The sequence below is a fragment of the Alphaproteobacteria bacterium genome, assembly GCA_018667735.1.
Taxonomy (GTDB): Bacteria; Pseudomonadota; Alphaproteobacteria; order Rickettsiales; family JABIRX01; genus JABIRX01.
Map to the genome: position 1 here is coordinate 50,322 of JABIRX010000042.1, position 18,861 is coordinate 69,182.

The window sequence follows — 18,861 nt, forward strand, 5'->3', positions numbered from 1 at the left end:
AGTTTATTTCTTAATGCAAATATTAAAATAATAAATGGAAAAATTTTACGGTGTAAATAGAGGGATCTCTTATATGAGAAGGTCTCGAATAGCTGCTTTTCAAATTCTTTTTCAAATAGAGTTTTATAAACATACCAAACCCTTAGAGAAGATACAGACTGAGCTTTATGCTTTATATGAGCATGATTATAAAGATGTGGAAGATAAAAAACATGACACTCCTTTAAATTTTGAGCTAATTGAAAATATTCTACCTACAGCTATAGAAAAAAAAGCTGATATAGAAGAAGCTTTAGAACCATTACTAAGTGATAGCTGGAAATTAGAAGAATTATCGCTCAATATAAGCTTAATCTTAAGGCTTGCTATTGCAGAAATCATGCAAACAAAAACAGACTTGCCCGTAATTATAAATGAATATATTGAAATTACTAAATTATACGAAAATAGCAGGGACGCTAAATTTGTTAATTCTGTTGTTGAAGCCATTGGTAAGTCATTAAGAAAGCATGGATGAATTTTCTTTTATTAGAAATTATTTAGCGCCACTTGCTGGCTTCGGCTCTCTCTCTTTAGGCGATGATATAGCCTTACTTGATAATAAACATGATTATGGCTTTTCAACTGACACAATGGTTGAAAATGTTCATTTTTTACCTAATATTAAGCCAAAAAGTCTTGCTCTTAGATTAATTAGCACAGCAACTTCTGACCTTATTGCTAAAGCACTTACTCCTAAGTTTTATAGCTTAAATTTAACTCTAGGCAAAAAATATGATAAGGCTTGGTTAGCAGAGTTTGCATCTGGCTTAAAGGAGGCTCAGCAATATTATAATATGTCTTTATTAGGTGGAGATACCACAGCTAATGCAAATGATATTGTATTAAGTGCTACGGTTTTTGGTGTTATAAAAGAAAAGGTAATTTTAAGGTCTGGGGCTTTTATTGGCGATGATATTTGGGTTACTAGGAATATAGGGGATAGTTTTCTTGGCTTAGAAATAGCCAAAAAAAACTTAATCGTAAAAAGTGATTATTTGCTAAAAAAATATTTAGAACCTTTATGTCTTAATAATTTACAAGATTTATTATTAAAACACGCTACTGCTGCTCTAGATATTTCCGATGGTTTAATTCAAGATTTGAAACATTTATGTAATTCTTCTAATTGTGGCGCAAATATAGAGTATAACGCCATACCATTAAGTAAAATAGCTAAAGAAATACTTAATAATTATCCGAAATATAAGGAAAAAATTATTAATTCTGGTGATGATTATGAAGTTTTATTTACTGCTAATCATGCTGCCAAAGAGGATATTTTACTATTTAGCAAAAAAAATCAAATAAAAATCACTCACATTGGAAAGATAATAAAAGATAAAGATATTAATTTATTTGATGAAAATAATTCTCTCATAAATATAACAAATACTGGTTTTAAACATTTTGCATTAAGTTAATTATTTAAGGCTTTTTCTGTAAATATCTTTTTTTGCGTTTCTGTTATCTTAGGTTTTATATCAAAGAAATAATTAAAGGCAGGAAGCGCTTGGTAAATTAGCATATTTATTCCTGTAATAATCTTGTGATTATTTTCTTTTGCATCACATAAAAACTTGGTAAGTAACGGCTTATAAACTATGTCATAAAAGATTTTTTTACCTTTTATTTTTTGATGGTCTATTTTTAAGTTATTTAGGTTATTTAGACCGCAGCTCGTTGTATTAATTATTATATCTGCTGCTGTTATTTTTTCCTCTATCTTTTCTAGACCGCCTATAACTATTTGATTGTTGCTTTTTTCTTTCAATATTATCGCTTTTTCTTCTGTTCTATTAATTACTGTTATTTGTTTTGCTTTATCCGTTAACAGACCAAATATTACCGCTTTTGCTGCGCCACCCGCTCCTATTATTAGTATTTTTTTTGCTTCTATCTTTAATTCTGGCTCCTCTTCCAGCAAAGCTCTTTTAAAACCATAATAGTCTGTGCTGTCTCCATATATTTGTCCATTTTTAATATATAGAGTGTTTATAGCCTCTATTTTATTTGCTAGATCTGACATAATAATTTTATTTTTTAAAATTTTATAGGCCTCTTCTTTGTGTGGTACAGTTATATTAACCCCTGCTAATTTTTGTTCTTTAAAATTTAAAAGGAAATTTTCTAGATTTTGTGGTTTTATTTCTATCTTTTGATAATTGGCCTTAATATTTTCATTTTCTATCCAGCTATTATGAATAATTGGTGAAAGACTATGCTTTATAGGATAGCCTATTACTGCTGCTTTTTTTATTTCCATTTTTTATAGTTTTTTTGGTTTTTTAAACTTTTCTTTTTCCTTTTTTTTGCTTTTCTTAATTTTTTGAACTCACTATAGGTAAGTAAAGCTTGGTTATTTTGCAATCTAAATAAATTTTCTATCGTATCTACAACTATTTCTAATCTTTTGGCAAAATCCTTTGTTTTTAACAACTCTTTTTGCATGTTTTCATAAATTTCTGGAGTATTTATTATTGTTTTTTGAAACTCCTTTGTCTTATGAGGCTTTATTTCGTTCTTTTTTGAATTCATAATATTTTTCTATTATTGCTGCTGCTGTTTCTTCTATAGATTTTTTACTAACATCTATAATAGGCCAGTTATTTTTAAAATAATGTTTTCTTGCTTCTTTTACTTCTCTATCTACCGACTCATAATCAATATATTCATTACCAGACTTAATGTCTTGCCCTAATATTTTAACTCTATTTTTTCTTATTTGAATTAAGGCTTCTGAGTTTATGGTTAAGCCTATAATTAAAGTATTTTTTAACCTAAATAATTTTTCTGGCAATTCTATTCCTGAAATAAAGGGTATATTTGCTGCTTTTAAACCTCTGTGTGACAAATAAATGCATGTTGGCGATTTTGAGGTTCTAGAAGGTCCTATTATTACTATTTCGGCCTCTTCTAGACCATCTATTTTCTGCCCGTCATCATGACTTATTGTATAATTTATTGCTTCTATTCTTTTAAAGTAATCTTGATCTAAAATATGCTGTCTTCCTGGCTTATTTATTATGTTTTGTCCTATATATTTAGAAAATTTTTCTATTATTTCATCTAATGCCGGTATTGTTGCTATTTGATTTTTTTTACATTCACTTAACAATATTTCTAATAAATCTTGGCTCAATATGGTGTATAAAACTATACCTCCTTCTATTTTTATTTTTTCTATCACCTCTAGCATTTTTCTTTTTGTTCTAACTAGAGACCACATAAATTCATTTGACTCCACTCCTTTAAACTGAGATATTACAGCTCTTGACATAGCTCCTAATGTTTCTCCTGTTGAATCTGATACTAAATGTATATTTATTCTTTTCTTATTTTCCATTGTTAATAACTTGTTAATTTGTTGTTAGTAATTTGTTAATATCTTTGCTATTTTTTCTATTCTTTATTTATTCTTATTAGTTTTTAACAAAATTTGAAGATTATAAAAATATTGTTAAATTTTAATTTAATTATTTAAATCTTATTAATTTCCGTGTACTACAGAGCGGTAACCTGTTTTATAAGTTGTTGATAATTATGTTGATAACTCTTTAAATGGCAAAATCTTATTAATATAATATGTATAATATAGATAAACTATATAATAATAGTAATAAAAGTTTTATTTGGTTAATGCGCCAAGCAGGTAGATATTTGCCTGAATATAGGGAAAAGAGAAAAGAGGTTGGTAATTTCTTAGATCTTTGCTATAATCCAGAATTTGCTGCTGAAGTAACCTTGCAACCTATCAGTAGATTTAATTTTGATGCTGCTATTATATTTTCAGACATTTTAGTAATTTTAGATGCACTAGATCAAGAAGTAGAATTCGTACCTGGTAAAGGCCCTGTAATAAAAGCAGATTTGTCCAAGTTGTTAAACTTAACCGATGACAATGTAAGGGAAAAAATAACCGAAAAATTAAATCCAGTATATGAAGCCATAAAAATAACTAGAAAAAATCTTAGTAGAGAAAAGTCCCTAATAGGTTTCACAGGAGCTTATTGGACTTTACTTGCTTATTTAATAGAAGGAAGCGGTAGTAAAACTTTTCATAAAGCTAAGATATTTACTTATGATAATCAGGAAGAAGAGCAAAAAATTAGACATATACTGTGCCTTGCTATATCAACTCATCTAAAAAATCAAATAAAGGCAGGATGTGATGTAATCAAAATTTTTGATAGTTGGGCAGGAATATTAACTAATGAGCAAATTAAAAACTTAGTAATAAAACCATATAAAAATATATTAGATTCGATACAAGCAGAACCAGCAAAGAAAATATGCTTTCCTAGAGGAATAAAAGAAAATTATCATGAGTTTTGTAAGTTAAACTTTGATATATATGCTTTAGATTATACAGAAAACATAAACATAGCTGAAAACCTATATAAAAACTATGGAAAAATAACTCAGGGAAATCTGGATCCTGCTATATTACAGCTTAATAACTTAGAAAAATTAGGTGAAGAGATAAGTAGAATATTAACAGCAACAAAAAATATACCGCATATATTTAATTTGGGGCATGGAATAATGCCAGAAACTCCAATTAAAAATGTAGAATTTATGCTAGAAAAGGTAAGAAGCTTTACTTAACGCAACTTACCTATATTCCTAGCATAATTTTCTTCTCCTTGATTAAAAATATAAGAGCCAGATACCAAGATGTCGGCTCCACTATTTATAGCTAATTTAGCAGTATCACTATTTATTCCGCCATCAACTTCTAATTCTATATTTAGATTTTTTTGGTCTATAATTTTCCTTAGAGAAGAAATCTTATTAAGTTGGGAATTAAGGAATTTTTGTCCACCAAAACCAGGATTTACAGTCATTACTAAAATTAAATCTAGTTTATCTAAAACATAAGTTAAAATATCTTCATGAGATGATGGAACTATACTAACTCCTGCTTTTTTACCATATTTTCTTATTAAATCCAGAGATCTATCTAGGTGAGTAGATGCTTCTGCATGAATAGTAATGATATCAGCCCCTGCATCTGCAAAATCTTTTATGTAAAGATCTGGATTATCTATCATTAAATGAACATCAAACGGTAACGAGCTATATTTCCTGATAGATTTTACAACTTCTGGACCAATTGTTATATTAGGCACAAAATGACCATCCATAACATCAATATGGATATAATCAGCTCCCGCATTAGTGATGTTTTTTACTTCTTGCCCTAATTTCGCAAAATCTGCAGATAAAATTGAAGGCGCTATTTTAGTGTTAGTTGACATGTTAAAAAAAATTATGCAAATTAAGTAGCTAATTTAACAAATAAAATTAGTATTGTAAATTTATAGGTACAAAATGATCAATTTAATTAATAGCGCACACGCAAATGAAGCTGCAGTAAACAACCCTATCTCTGGCTTTATCCCCCTAATTTTAATATTCGCAATATTTTACTTTTTTATCATTAGACCTCAACAAAAGAAAATAAAAGACCATCAAGTAATGGTAGATGGTTTAAAAAAAGGAGATGTAGTCTTAACTTCTGGTGGTATTTACGGTATTATAAATAAAGTAAAAGAAGAAATTTTGGATGTAGAAATAGCAAAAAATGTAATTGTTAAAATAGCAAAGTCTACAGTATCCAACAAACCTGATAATAAGATAAAATTTTCTAGTGAAGAAAAAAGCAAAAAAGTAGTTAAAAAGAAGAAGGATGCTTAATATTCCTAAATGGAAGCTAACCTTATCTATTATAGTATGCTTTTATAGTATTTTTGTGGTTTTTAGCGGTTTTTTAGAAGATAAAGCCACTAAATCCATAAATCTAGGATTAGATTTAAGAGGAGGTGCTTATTTATTGCTAGAAATAGACCAAAAAGCATATTTTAAAGAAAAAATAAAAATTTTGAAGGAGGAGGTAAGAAATAAGCTTCGTTCAAGTAAAACAGGATATTCTAACCTTATTTTAGATGATGGAAAAATTTTATTTAACCTTAGAGATACGGAAGCTAAATTATATGATATATTTAAGGATTTAGGGCAAGATATAGCAATAAAGCAAGAGAAGAAAGAAGTTATCATATCCTTTTCAGAAGTATTTATAAAAGAACAAAAAATAAAATTATTAAATCAATCAGTAGAAATAATAAGAAGTAGAGTAGATGAGACAGGAACAAAAGAGCCCTTAATTCAACCACAAGGTTTAACTAGAATAATATTACAAGTACCGGGTATGGCAAACCCCGAGAGATTAAAAAGATTGTTGGGAAAAACCGCAAAAATGAGTTTTCATTTATTGCATCCAGAACAACCAATAGTACAAGATCTATTTTTTCTTCCTAAAAATTATATGATGGTTGAGTCTAGTGAGAAAACAGATTTATATTATTTAGTGGATAATAAAGCAGAAATATTGGGAGATCAGTTAAATGATGCACAAATAACAATATATCAGGGAATTCCTCAAGTAAATTTTAAATTTAATAATGAGGGAACAAGAAAATTTGGAGAGATAACTAGTAAAAATATAGGAAAACAACTAGCAATAATTTTAGATAATAAAGTAATAAGTGCACCAGTGATAAGAGAGCCCATAATGGGCGGATCTGGAGTTATTTCTGGAAGTTATACTACAGAAACAGCAAATGACTTAGCTTTATTATTAAGAGCGGGCTCTCTACCTGCTCCAATAAGTATTATAGAAGAGCGAACAGTAGGTCCTACTTTAGGTTCGGATTCAATAATATCAGGAAAAAATGCAGTAGCTGCTGGATTTATACTGGTATTAATTTTAATGTTAATTTTATATAAGCAATATGGTTTAATGGCTATAATAGCTTTAATTATGAATATAATATTTGTTTTTGCGTTGTTAACATTGTTTGGTGCAACATTAACACTGCCTGGCATAGCTGGTATAGTTTTAACAATAGGTATGTCTGTAGATACAAATGTATTAATATTTGAGCGGATTAGAGAAGAGTCTAGAACAGGAAAATCAATATATGCGGTAATAGATCAAGGATTTAATCAGGCTTTGAAAACTATTCTAGATTCAAATGTAACTACATTAATAGCTGCTCTAATTTTATTTAACTTTGGAACTGGTCCCATAAAGGGTTTTGCAATAACGCTAACTTTTGGAATTTTATCTTCTATGTTTTCTGCTATATTCTTAACTAAAATTTTGATATATAGTTGGATTTCTATAAAAAAACCTAAAAAGATCACTATCTAAATTTTCTAAAATATTAGTAATTCATAAAAACTCATTGGCTAAAATTTAATTTAGTTGGGTGATAATATAATGTTATTAAAGCGGACTATTAATCTGGGAATTATAGCTAGAGCATAAATATATTAAGAAGAATCATAATTTATAAATCTTAAACTAAATTAGTTAGGAGTTTAGTATAATATTAGCTTAGTAGCTTCATCCTCGATGTTAATAGAGGCTTTATATAAACGAAGCTTCTATTAACAAATTATAAAACTACTATCTAAATTGTTTCATATATTGACTAGCTATGGGGTCTGAGCCAAAACCCATGAAATCTTCATTATTAGAATTATATTGTTGATTAACAGGTTGATTATAATAATTACCTTGTATAGCTTGGCTATTATTTTGGTAATTATAATTAGGTTGATTATAACCACTACCTTGCGTTGCTAGATTGTTATTTTGGTAATTATAATTAGGTTGATTATAATTACTGCTTTGCACAGCTTGGTAATTATGGTTAGGCTGGTTATAATTATTACCTTGTGTTGCTAGGTTGTTGCTTTGGTAGTTATATGAATTATTATAATTAGGCTCTTGTCCTGAATAGTTATACTGATTATTCATATTATAATTTTGACTTTGATAATTGGCAGAGCTATTACCAGGGCTTGCTTGATTATATGGATAGCCAGATTTATTTGTACTATTTGTTTTTTTTGCAGAACAATTTTTAGCTATTTTAAGGTTTTTATATTTATCTTTTTGTTGTTTTATTTTATCACCATTACGAATTATTTTAAAAGTCCTGATAATAGCTGGTAAAACTAACATGTTAGAAAAGGAGAACTTATTCATTTGGGAAATTTTTTGTTCTTCTATACTTAAATTATAAAGTTCCTCTTCTATTGTTTGACAATTTATATTCAAATTGTTTCTGCTGTGACGGTAATCCTCTGCGCTATGGCATGAATGAAGAAAAATTGTAACGATTAAAAAAATTTTCTTTAAGTTTCTCATAATTTAACACCCTAATTTTCTAGATTATATCATATTTAATAAGGCGGGTCAAATGAAACAGTAAAATTATTTTATAACAGCCCTTTTTAAATATTCTAAATTTATAAATTTTCTTAAAAGTTAATAGTTTTTGTCTTTATATAAAAAACTTTTATCAGAAGGTCTTTAAGTATCAATAGAATTGTTGGCAATTTTGTATATTTGCCGTTTTTTATAACCAGAAAGCTTGGCAAGGCAGGTTTTTGTATGGGTTTATAAAGAAAAAAGAAAATTCTAAGATCAAGAACAATTATCGGCCAAGTAGCTTTTTATTATTTCTTTAAATTCCTCTCCGATATTGGCACCTCTTAAAGTTTTAATCTTTTTTCCATCTACAAAAATAGGCGCTGCTGGGTTTTCACCGGAGCCAGGCAAGCTAATCCCAATATTTGCATGTTTGCTTTCACCTGGTCCATTAACTATGCAGCCCATGACGGCTATATCTAGATCTTTTGCTTTTGGGTATTTTTTTTGCCAAATAGGCATTTCGGTGTTAATAAAATTTTGGATATCTAAAGCCAATTTTTGAAAATAGTCACTAGAAGTACGGCCACAACCAGGGCAAGATGTAACTAGTGGTTTAAAAGAGCGAATATTCATGGTTTGTAAAATTTCCTGGCATATTTGCACCTCTTTAGTTCTAGATGTGCCTGGTTCGGGAGTTATGGATGCTCTAATAGTATCTCCTATTCCCTGTTGAAGCAGTACGCCAAAAGCGCTACTTGTTGCAACAATTGCTTTTGAACCAATTCCTGCTTCTGTTAAGCCCAAATGTAGGGGATAAGAACATTTTTCAGCTAAATTTTGATATATATCTATTAAATCTTGAACTTTGCTAACTTTACAAGAAACTACAATTTTATCGCTTGCTAGACCTATATTTTCTGCAAATTTAGCACTATCTAACGCTGAAATTACCAGGGCTTGCTTTAGAACTTCATTCGCATTAAGAGGTATAGTTTTTTTGCTATTTTCATCCATTAATTTAGCAGCTAAATTTTGGTCTAAACTACCCCAATTAACCCCTATTCTAACAGGTTTGTTATATTTTATGGCGGTGTTTATCATCATTTCAAATTGAAGATCTTTTTTCTTACCATAACCCACATTACCTGGATTTATACGATATTTTGCCAAGCTTTTAGCACAGTCTGGGTAGAGATTTAGTAGTTCGTGACCATTATAATGAAAATCACCAACTATAGGTACAAAACAGTTTTTAGCTATTAAAGAATCTTTAATTTTGCTAATGTTTTTAGCTGCAGCTTTGGTGTTAACGGTAACTCTAACAATTTCAGAGCCAGCTTCATTTAACTCTAAAATTTGTTTTACAGTGCTTTCAATATCTTCTGTATCTGTGTTTGTCATAGATTGTATGGCTATAGGTTCGTTAGCTCCTATTGCAACATTGCCAATTATGACTTTATTAGTTTTATGGCGTATTAACACTTTTTTTGTAGAAATTTCTACTAGTTACAATAGAATAGCTTGAGCAAAAAACAAGAAAAACCATGAAATTTACCCTAAGCTGGCTTAAAGAACATTTAGATACTAATGCTTCAATAGAAGAGATTAGCAAAACATTAACAGAAATAGGTCTAGAAGTAGAATCTATAGAAAATAAAGCGGAGAAGTTAGAGCCTTTTAAAGCGGTAGAGGTTATAGATGTTAGAAAGCATCCAGATGCAGATAAGTTGAATATTTGCAAAATAAAGACAGAAAAAGAGATTTTTGAATTAGTTTGTGGTGCACCAAATGTGAGGGCGGGAATAAAAGCAGTTTTAGCACCTTTAGGTAGTGTTATTCCAGCTAACCAAATGAAAGTAAAAAAAGTTAAAATAAGGGGCATAGAGTCAATAGGAATGCTTTGCTCAGCTAAAGAGCTAGCTATAGGAGATGAGCAAGATGGTATCATAGAGCTAGCAGCGAACACTCAAGTTGGTGAGAAAATATCATCTATTTTAGGTCTGGATGATCCTATAATCGAAATAGCTATAACTCCAAATAGGGGTGACTGTCTTGGTGTTTACGGCGTTGCTAGAGATTTAGCTGCGGCTAAAATAGGCGTGTTAAAAGCAACAGAAGTACCGCAGCTAGAATTTGTTTCGCAAAAAAATTATTCTGCAAATAGTGATAGCTCTTTTTGTAGGCAACTAGATTTTGTTGAGCTGAAAAATGTAGTAAATAAAGAGTCACCAGAATGGTTAAGAAAAAGATTAGAGGCCCTAGGCTTGCAACCTAAAAATGCAGTAATTGATGCTACTAATTACATGTTATATAATTATGGCCAGCCTTTACATGCGTATGATGCAGACAAACTAGAAGGCTCTACTATAGCTGCAAGCTTAACAAAGAAAAAAGAGACTTTTTTAGCGCTTAATGACAAAGAGTATGTTTTACCAGAAGGGTCTTTGACCATCAAGGATGAAGGCAAAATAATAGCTTTAGCTGGTATTATTGGAGCTAAAAACACAGCTACAGAGCTAAGTACTACAAATATATTGCTAGAAGCCGCTAATTTTAATGCAAACAAAATAGCAGAAATTGGTAGGGTTTTGCAAATTGACACAGACTCAAGATATAGGTTTGAGCGTGAAACAGACCAGTCTGCTATTAATACTATACTTAAAAAAACCGCCAAACTAATCTTAGATATTTGTGGAGGGGGGGTTTGTTCTATGGCCTCTCATGTTAGCGAGGATGTTAAGCTAAACAAAGCTAACCTTAGGTTTGCGGAGTTTAACAATGCGGCTTCATATAAGTTAAGCCCAGAGAAAATAAAAGAGGTTTTGATAAGTCTTGGTTTTAATGTTTCACGTGAAACATTAGAAGAGGTTGAGGTTTTAATACCGGCTTGGCGTAATGATGTGAGGCTGGAGGTAGATTTAATAGAGGAGGTTTTAAGGATAGTCGGTTTCTCTCAGATACCAGCAGAGCCGATAAGCCTTATAAATAAAGTGGAAGAAAATAATTTAGATATAGAGTCAGAGTTAAGTCATAAGAAGCTTTTAGCAAGCTTAGGTTTAAATGAAGTCATAAGCTGGTCTTTTTATAGCAAACAAGATGATGGCTTGTTTGGTTTTCAAAGCGATTTAGAGCTGGTAAACCCCATCAGCGAAGATCTGTCTGTAATGAGAAGTTCTTTAGTGCCAAATTTAGTTAGTTTAGCAGTTAAAGAGCAAAATAAAGGAGGGGATAGCATAGCTGTTTTTGAGTATGGCCGAATTTTTCATGGGAAAGATCAAGATAGTCAGCATAATTCACTATCTGTTTTGAGGTTAGGCAGCAGGTTTAGTAAGGAGGTTAATAATGATTCAAGAGATTATGATGTCTTTGATGTAAAGGCGGACATATTACGAGTGCTTGAAGAAATGGGGTTTAATGTAAATAGGTTGGAATATCGAAGCACAGATCTGCCGTCATATTTTCACCAAAACAGAGCCGCAAAGCTATATCTTGGTAAAAATTATTTAGGATGTTTTGGGGAGCTTCATCCGGCTATAGCGCACAAGCTTGGCATAAAGGGCCGGCTTAATATAGCGGAGTTATTTCTTGCTAATTTTCCTAAATTAAAAAAGAAAAATCCAGTTTTTGAAAATTATAATTTGCAAGCTATAAACAGAGATTTCTGTTTTATTGTAGATAAAAAGCTTGAAGCTGCGGCTCTTAAAAAAGAGCTTTTAAAGTCAGATCAACAATTAGTAAAAGAGGTTAGAATTTTTGATCTTTACGAAGGTGAAAGCTTGCCAGATGGTAAAAAGTCAATAGCATTAACAGCTAAATTACAGCCTAAGGATAGAGCTTTGACAGGTGAAGAGTTAGAGCTTTTTAACAAGTTGGTAATAGAGAATTTTGCAAAAAAATTCGAAGCAAAGCTACCTTAAATAAAAAATCGTTAATTTTAGTTCTTTCTAAAATCTAGGAAGGCTTGCAAAATAAAGCAGGCTGAATATTTGTCGTTATTTTGTCCCTTAAATTCTTTATGCTGCATTAGCCTTTCTGCTGCTCTAGAACTAAATCTTTCATCCCAAAAAAATATATCCTGAGTGAAGTTTTGGCTTAAAATGTTAGCAAAGCTTTTTACTTGTTGGGCAATGGCTTGCTGCTCGTTATTTAACTCTTTGGGAAGTCCTATTACAATGGCATTAATGTTGTTATTTAGAACTTCGCTGCTAATAAACTCTAAATCTGTTTTTAACTCTCTTCGCTGGTAGTTGGCATAAGGAGTGGCTATAGTTAAGCTTTGATCAGATAGAGCTAGGCCAAATTTTCTGGTGCCATAATCAATAGCTATTATTTTTTGGTTGTTATATTTACGTTCTTTTGCTAGAGAAATCTTCTTAATTATTGGCATTTTCAAATTTTTCACTATGATAATATCCTAACTTTATAATTCCAATAAGAATATGACAAAAATTAGCAGAGCCCTGATATCTGTTTCAGACAAAAGAAACATTGAGAAAATAGTTGCTTATTTAAACCAGAATAAAATAGAAATAATTTCAACAGGGGGCACCTACAAAAAGATAAAAGAGAGCTCAGAGAATGTTTTAGAAATATCAGAATATACTAATTTTCCAGAGATTATGAATGGCCGTGTAAAAACCTTAAATCCTTTAATTCATGGAGGTGTATTGGCTGACAGAGATAATGAGCAGCATAAAAAAGATATGAATAAACATGAAATTAAACCAATTGATTTGGTTATTGTAAATTTATACCCGTTTGAAGAGGTGGTTTTGGCTGGAGCTGATTATAAAACTGCAATAGAAAACATAGATGTGGGGGGGCCAACCATGATAAGAGCGGCGGCTAAAAATCATCAACATGTTGTGGTTGTAACCGACCCAAGTGATTATGATGAGTTGATAAAAGAGCTGGAATCTAATGATAATCAAACAAGTCTAAGTTTTAGAAAAAAAATGGCGATAAAAGCTTTCGCAAAAACCGCAAAATATGACCATGCTATCCATAACTGGTTTGTAGCTGGTGAAGATGAGTTAAATTTGAGCGCCAAATTAAAGCAAGAGTTAAGATATGGCGAAAACCCACACCAAAAAGCAAAATTATATCAAATATCAGCAACTGGTATATTAGCAGCTGAGCAAATACAGGGCAAAGAGCTTAGCTTTAATAATATTAAAGATGCAGATAGTGCTTATAATTTAATAAAAGAGTTTAACAAGCCGGCTGTAGCGGTAATAAAGCATGCAAACCCATGTGGAGTAGCGTCAGCAGATGCTATAGAGGAGGCCTTTAAAAAAGCATTATCATGTGATCCAACAAGTAGTTTTGGAGGTATTATAGCTTTAAATAGAAGCTTGGATAAAGAGTTGGCACTGTTAATTAAAGCTAGCTTTTATGAGGTTGTTATTACACCTGAAATATCGATGGAAGCTAAAGATATTTTGGCTGCTAAAAAGAATATGAGAATATTAATAACGGGCTCTGAGCAAAAATTAGCATCTAAACAAATATCTTCTATTGAAGGTGGAATTTTAGTACAGGATGCGGATAGCAAAGAGGTGTTAGAAGCTGATTTAGAGGTGGTTTCCAAAAGAAAGCCGAGTAAGTCAGAGTTAGATAATATGCTTTTTGCCTTTAAAGCTGTAAAACATGTGCGGTCTAATGCGGTGCTTTTTGCTAAAAATCAAATGACTGTAGCTATTGGGGCTGGTCAAATGAGTAGAGTAGACTCGGTTAGGGTTGCGAGTTTAAAGCTAGAAGACTTTAGCAAAAACAATAAAAGCTTTGATTTTAATGAGTTGGTTCTTGCGTCGGATGCTTTTTTCCCTTTTTCAGATGGATTAGAGCTTGCGGCAAAAGCTGGTGCTAAAGCTATAATACAGCCAGGAGGGTCGATAAGAGATCAAGAAGTTATAGCAAAGGCAGATGAGTTAGGTCTTGCGCTTGTTTTTACCAAAACTAGACATTTTAAGCATTAATTAAGCCTGAAATTTTTGTATATGTAAAGCTGCTAACTTTGTGTAAGCTGATATTATCATTTATGATTTTTACGGTTAGTTCTGTTTTGCATGATTTAGAGTGGGGCCCACACTATCTTTTGACGAGAGGAAGGGCTGCATTTTGTTTTAGAAATAAGCCGCTTGAAGGCTTTTGCATTTTAATAAAATAACAAACTCTGTTAGTTGTTAGGAGGAGTTTTTAAGCGTTAATTAAGCTCTCAATTTCTGTTTTAATTATTTTGCTAACTTTATTTAAGTTAATACTAGCTTCAATGACTTTTGTAGCTGGGTCATGTTTTGCATGATTTAAGAAGCTTGAGCGAACCTTTTGATGAAAGCTAAGGGTAAATCCCAAATCTTTCATCTGCTTCATTTCGTTTTAAAATAAGTTGCTTAAAAGCTTTTGCCTTTTAATTAAACTAAATAGTAAGCGCTGTTTTAGGTGGTAGGAGTTCTTAAGCGTTAATTAAGCTCTCAATTTCTGTTTTAATTATTTTACTAACTTGATTTAAGTTAATACTAGCGTCAATGACTCTTATAGCTGGGTCATGTTTTGCATGATTTAAGAAGCTTGAGCGGATCTTTTGATGAAAGCTAAGGCCAAATTTTTCAAATCTTTCATCTTCTTCATTTCGCTTTAAAATGCGTTTTTGAGCAATCTTCACATCTAAATCAAGCAAAATGGTAAGGTCTGCCTTAAAATTTTGTAAAAAGATATTGTTGAAATTATCAATTAGCTCAGGAGCTAGGCCTCTAGCTGCCCCCTGATATACATAGCTTGAGAGGTTGAAACGATCTGAAATGACATTTTTTCCTTCATTTAGAGCGGGCAAAATCACTTTATGTATATGCTCAAAACGCGCAGCATAAATTAAAGCTAATTCTGTTTCTGGTAGAATCTTATCTGCAGCTCCTTTTACAATGATATCCCTAATTTGGTTGGCAATTTCGGTGCCACCGGGCTCTCTGGTAAAAATAAAATTTTTATTTTTATAAAGCTTTTTTAAGACGCTTATTTGGGATGATTTTCCGCAGGCCTCTCCCCCTTCTAGAACGATAAACTTGCCCTTGCTAATATGTTTTTTCATAGCTATATTGTGATTGTAAATTATATTATTATGACAATGTTTAAAAAAAAACAAGGATTTATAACTAAGCATGTTATTTCTCCTGCTCAACCTTTAATAAGAATAGCTAAATCCTTCAAAGGTTTAGTACCTTTATTAGGCGAAAAAAAGTTAGAGTTTGATAGTTGGGCAGTTGAAGCTAGAAAGAAATTAAAAAACCCAGCAGCAACAAATTTTGAGCTTGGTAAGGAGTTTTTCTTGCAGGGTAAAATATCAGATGCAATAACTAGGTTAAAATTAGCTACATATTTAGATAAGGGCTACGCGGAAGCTTATTTCTGGCTGGGTAAATCATATATAGCAAAATATAAAATTGTGCCAGCGAAAGAGTGTTTTGATAAAGCGAGATCATTAAAGTTTGAAAGTAATGAACTAGAATATTTTTACGAAATATACAATAAAGAAAACATCAATTTTTCACCATCGCATGATTTGTCACAAAGCTTTTTTGAGCGTTTTGCTAAAGTGTTTAACAAGGACTATATCTCATATATAGAATATCAGGGGATAGAAAAGATGTTACAAGCTTATCAAGATATCGACAATGTAGATAAGCCTAATATCTTAGAGCTAGGTTGTGGTGCTGGCCTTTTGGGTAAGAGGTTAAAAGAATATAATAACTATATTAATCTTACAGGTCTTGATTATGCAAAGGCTATGATAGAAAAAGCGCGTGAAGTTACATTCGAAAAAACTCACGAGGAGGAAATTATAGATTTAAATAAAGATCAGGAAGCAAAGGTTAAGCAAAATAAAATATATGATTATTTAATTAGGGCTGACTTTGTTAAATTTCAAAATAGACAAAATTCTATATATGATGTGGTAATAGCTAGAGGTATGTTTGGTTATATAAAGGATGTTAATAAGGTGGCCAAGACGGCTAGTAAGCTCATAAGTAAAAATGGCTATTTGCTTTTCTTTGTTACAGACCCTTATAAGCAAGAATTTTTAAATGAAATAAAAAAGGAGTATAGTTATCCATTTTTTTGTAATCATCATAATCACACGGAAGAGCAAATCAAGGATGCTTTTTTAGGAAGTTCTTTTGAATTGCAAAAAATAACTGATTTTCCTCTTGAAAAAAAAGCTACAGCTAAATTATTCACATTCAAGCATATTGGTTAAATATGAATGTTTTTGATGTTATCGTCATAGGTGGTGGCCACGCCGGCTGTGAAGCAGCTTCGGCTTCTGCCCGCTTAGGCTGCGCTACATTGCTAATAACCAAAGGAGAAGATAAAATAGGAGAGTTGTCATGCAACCCCTCAATTGGTGGTGTAGCAAAGGGCATTATGGTAAGGGAGATAGATGCTTTAGGTGGTGTGATGGGCCAAGTTACGGATAAATCAGGCACTCATTTTAAGGTGTTAAATGCGAGTAAGGGGCCAGCAGTGCATGGGCCAAGAGCGCAAGCAGATAGATCGCTATATAAAAAGGCTATGCAAGACAGCCTAAATGAGCACGCTAATTTAGAAATTAGATCGGCGTCAGTAGACGATATTTTGGTGAAAGAAAATAAAGCTTCAGGGGTAAAGCTAGAAGGGGGCAGTGAAATTAGGGCAAAAGCTGTTATTTTGACCGCTGGAACATTTTTAAAAGGAGTAATACATATAGGAGGGAGCCAAACACCAGCGGGGCGTAAAGGCGAAAGGCCCTCTATCTCCTTAGCTTTGGCATTAAAAAAACTGGGCTTCAAAATGGGGCGGTTAAAAACGGGCACACCTCCACGTATTGATGGAAAAACTATTGATTTCTCAGCATTGGAAGTGCAAGATGCCGATGATAAGCCGTTACCTTTTAGTTTTATGCACAGCAAAATAGATGTGCCGCAAATAAAATGCGCTATTACATACACCAATCATAAAACACATGAGATTATAGCAAAAAACATCAATAAAAGCGCCATGTTTTCCGGCAATATAAAAGGTCAAGGTCCTAGATATTGCCCTTCTATAGAAGATAAGGTTTCTCGTTTTGCAGATAAGGATAGACATCAAGTATTTTTAGAGCAGGAGGGTTTGGATGATCAAACGATATATCCAAATGGATTATCAACATCGTTGCCAGAGGAGGTGCAGGAAGATTATATACACTCAATAAAAGGTCTAGAAAATTGTAAGATTACACAATATGGTTATGCAATAGAATATGACTATGTTGACCCCAGAGAATTGACGCTTTCTTTAGAGACCAAGAGGTTGCCAGGCCTGTTCTTGGCTGGTCAAATTAATGGGACCACAGGATATGAAGAAGCGGCAGCGCAGGGCATAATGGCAGGCTTTAATGCTGCATTAAAAGCCCAAGGTAAAGAGGCTTTTATTTTGGCCAGAAGCGAGGCTTATATTGGTGTGTTAATTGATGATTTAATAAGACTAGGTACAAATGAGCCATATAGAATGTTCACCTCTAGGGCAGAGTATCGCTTGAGATTAAGGGCAGATAATGCAGATCAACGCCTAACCCCAAAGGCGATACAGTTAAATTGTGTTTCACGTGAAACAATTGATAGATTTTCATTAAAAATGGATAGAATAAACAAGTTAGAAACCTTGTTGCTTGAGTATAATTTAACGCCAAATGAGGCAGCTAAATATGGTTTAAATATTAATAAAGATGGGCGTAGAAGATCTGCTTTCTCTTTATTAAAATATAAAGACATAAATTTCGCACAATTGGCGGAAATATGGCCGGAGTTAAAAGATTTTTCTGAGGAAGTAATAGAGCAGCTGGAAATAAAAGCAAAATATCATGACTATATTACGCTCCAAGATAAAGACATAGAGTCGCTCAACAGAGATGAAAACATCAAAATAACAGCAGGTTTTGATTACGACCAGCTACATAGCTTATCGCATGAAGTGAAAGAGAAGCTAAACATGGTAAGGCCAGAAAATCTAGGTCAAGCGGCGAGAATTTCTGGTGTTACACCAGCTGCAATATTAGCGATCTTGGCGGCCTTAAAAAAGCAGAGAAGAAAAAGTAGCTAGCTACAATATAGGCGTGGCAAATTAAGCGTTTTATTATTGGTGAATATAACTATATTTCTATCTTGATGTTTCTTATAAAATTTAGATATAAATATTGCCAATTATTGCTAAAAAAGAACCAAGCACGCGGCTTAGCATAGATTGTAAGGTGAAGATAAAGGGTTTTAGGTCTGATTTTGTTATTATACTTTGCCCCTACCCTCACTTTGATATAGTTCCTAAACTTAGATGGGGTGCACTAAAGTATCTCTTTAGCTGATGATATTTCTAATAAAATTTAGATATAAATATTGCCAATTATTGCTAAAAAAAGAACCAAGCACGTGGCTTAGCATAGATTGTAAGGTAAAGATAAAGGGTTTTAGGTCTGATTTTGTTATTATACTTTGCCCCTACCCTCACTTTGATATAGTTGATAAATTAAGATAGGCTACAATAAAACATCTCTTTAGCTGGGTTCTTAAGCATTGTTTTTCAAT

Annotated in this window: 18 protein-coding genes; 9 read left to right on the forward strand and 9 right to left on the reverse strand. The window is 32.0% G+C overall.

Annotated elements, in window-relative coordinates:
• The first annotated feature begins 34 nt into the window (after positions 1-34).
• Together HOH73_04595 and thiL are read left to right on the forward strand one after the other, a co-directional pair.
• Entirely contained in the window at positions 35-517 is a 483-nt protein-coding gene (locus tag HOH73_04595; GenBank protein ID MBT5828133.1) for a hypothetical protein, read from the forward strand.
• Positions 510-1,463: a thiamine-phosphate kinase gene (gene thiL, locus HOH73_04600; GenBank protein MBT5828134.1), complete on the forward strand. Its 954-nt coding sequence runs from the start codon at positions 510-512 to the stop codon at positions 1,461-1,463. Before HOH73_04595 ends, thiL begins: the two co-directional genes overlap by 8 nt.
• Here the strand turns inward: thiL and aroE are convergent.
• The 3 genes from aroE to HOH73_04615 are packed head-to-tail and all read right to left on the reverse strand — an operon-like array spanning position 1,460 to position 3,385.
• Positions 1,460-2,305: a shikimate dehydrogenase gene (gene aroE / locus HOH73_04605; protein ID MBT5828135.1), complete on the reverse strand. Its 846-nt coding sequence runs from the start codon at positions 2,303-2,305 to the stop codon at positions 1,460-1,462. The two genes, thiL and aroE, sit on opposite strands and share 4 nt — an antisense overlap.
• A complete protein-coding gene (locus HOH73_04610) occupies positions 2,296-2,577 on the reverse strand; it encodes a hypothetical protein (protein MBT5828136.1) in 282 nt (93 codons plus the stop codon). Before HOH73_04610 ends, aroE begins: the two co-directional genes overlap by 10 nt.
• A complete protein-coding gene (locus tag HOH73_04615) occupies positions 2,543-3,385 on the reverse strand; it encodes a kinase/pyrophosphorylase (protein MBT5828137.1) in 843 nt (280 codons plus the stop codon). Before HOH73_04615 ends, HOH73_04610 begins: the two co-directional genes overlap by 35 nt.
• A 239-nt stretch (positions 3,386-3,624) precedes the next feature.
• On the opposite strand from HOH73_04615, the gene HOH73_04620 reads away from it, so the two are divergent.
• A complete protein-coding gene (locus tag HOH73_04620; GenBank protein ID MBT5828138.1) occupies positions 3,625-4,647 on the forward strand; it encodes a uroporphyrinogen decarboxylase in 1,023 nt (340 codons plus the stop codon).
• Here the strand turns inward: HOH73_04620 and HOH73_04625 are convergent.
• A complete protein-coding gene (locus HOH73_04625; GenBank protein ID MBT5828139.1) occupies positions 4,644-5,300 on the reverse strand; it encodes a ribulose-phosphate 3-epimerase in 657 nt (218 codons plus the stop codon). The two genes, HOH73_04620 and HOH73_04625, sit on opposite strands and share 4 nt — an antisense overlap.
• Before the next feature lie 73 nt (positions 5,301-5,373).
• On the opposite strand from HOH73_04625, the gene yajC reads away from it, so the two are divergent.
• Positions 5,374-5,739, forward strand: a complete 366-nt coding sequence (gene yajC, locus HOH73_04630; protein ID MBT5828140.1) for a preprotein translocase subunit YajC — start codon at positions 5,374-5,376, stop codon at positions 5,737-5,739.
• The gene (gene secD / locus HOH73_04635) at positions 5,732-7,255 is read left to right on the forward strand and encodes a protein translocase subunit SecD (GenBank protein ID MBT5828141.1); all 1,524 of its coding nucleotides are present in this window, start codon (positions 5,732-5,734) and stop codon (positions 7,253-7,255) included. Before yajC ends, secD begins: the two co-directional genes overlap by 8 nt.
• Positions 7,256-7,513: 258 nt before the next feature.
• Here secD and HOH73_04640 read toward each other — a convergent pair whose 3' ends face one another.
• Both HOH73_04640 and ispG read right to left on the reverse strand, forming a co-directional pair.
• Positions 7,514-8,260 (reverse strand): hypothetical protein, encoded by a 747-nt coding sequence (locus tag HOH73_04640; GenBank protein ID MBT5828142.1) that lies wholly within the window; start codon positions 8,258-8,260, stop codon positions 7,514-7,516.
• 279 nt (positions 8,261-8,539) lie between these two features.
• Entirely contained in the window at positions 8,540-9,742 is a 1,203-nt protein-coding gene (gene ispG / locus HOH73_04645; protein ID MBT5828143.1) for a flavodoxin-dependent (E)-4-hydroxy-3-methylbut-2-enyl-diphosphate synthase, read from the reverse strand.
• Between the two features lie 68 nt (positions 9,743-9,810).
• On the opposite strand from ispG, the gene HOH73_04650 reads away from it, so the two are divergent.
• Complete coding sequence (locus tag HOH73_04650) at positions 9,811-12,183, forward strand: phenylalanine--tRNA ligase subunit beta (protein ID MBT5828144.1); 2,373 nt, start codon at positions 9,811-9,813, stop codon at positions 12,181-12,183.
• A 17-nt stretch (positions 12,184-12,200) separates the two neighbouring features.
• Here HOH73_04650 and ruvX read toward each other — a convergent pair whose 3' ends face one another.
• Positions 12,201-12,668, reverse strand: coding sequence for a Holliday junction resolvase RuvX (gene ruvX, locus HOH73_04655; GenBank protein ID MBT5828145.1), 468 nt, complete (start codon positions 12,666-12,668; stop codon positions 12,201-12,203).
• Between the two features lie 37 nt (positions 12,669-12,705).
• Between ruvX and purH the strand changes: the two genes are divergently transcribed.
• On the forward strand, positions 12,706-14,244 hold the full coding sequence (gene purH, locus HOH73_04660) for a bifunctional phosphoribosylaminoimidazolecarboxamide formyltransferase/IMP cyclohydrolase (GenBank protein MBT5828146.1): 1,539 nt from the start codon (positions 12,706-12,708) through the stop codon (positions 14,242-14,244).
• Positions 14,245-14,464: 220 nt separating this feature from the next.
• On the opposite strand, the gene HOH73_04665 is transcribed toward purH, so the two are convergent.
• Both HOH73_04665 and tmk read right to left on the reverse strand, forming a co-directional pair.
• The gene (locus tag HOH73_04665; GenBank protein ID MBT5828147.1) at positions 14,465-14,638 is read right to left on the reverse strand and encodes a hypothetical protein; all 174 of its coding nucleotides are present in this window, start codon (positions 14,636-14,638) and stop codon (positions 14,465-14,467) included.
• A gap of 82 nt (positions 14,639-14,720) precedes the next feature.
• Positions 14,721-15,353 carry a dTMP kinase gene (tmk, locus tag HOH73_04670; GenBank protein ID MBT5828148.1) on the reverse strand — a complete coding sequence of 211 codons (633 nt, stop codon included), beginning with the start codon at positions 15,351-15,353 and terminating at the stop codon, positions 14,721-14,723.
• A gap of 36 nt (positions 15,354-15,389) precedes the next feature.
• Here tmk and HOH73_04675 point away from each other — a divergent pair, with 36 nt between their 5' ends.
• On the forward strand, positions 15,390-16,520 hold the full coding sequence (locus HOH73_04675) for a methyltransferase domain-containing protein (GenBank protein ID MBT5828149.1): 1,131 nt from the start codon (positions 15,390-15,392) through the stop codon (positions 16,518-16,520).
• A gap of 2 nt (positions 16,521-16,522) precedes the next feature.
• A complete protein-coding gene (gene mnmG, locus HOH73_04680; GenBank protein ID MBT5828150.1) occupies positions 16,523-18,382 on the forward strand; it encodes a tRNA uridine-5-carboxymethylaminomethyl(34) synthesis enzyme MnmG in 1,860 nt (619 codons plus the stop codon).
• The last annotated feature ends 479 nt before the right edge of the window (positions 18,383-18,861 follow it).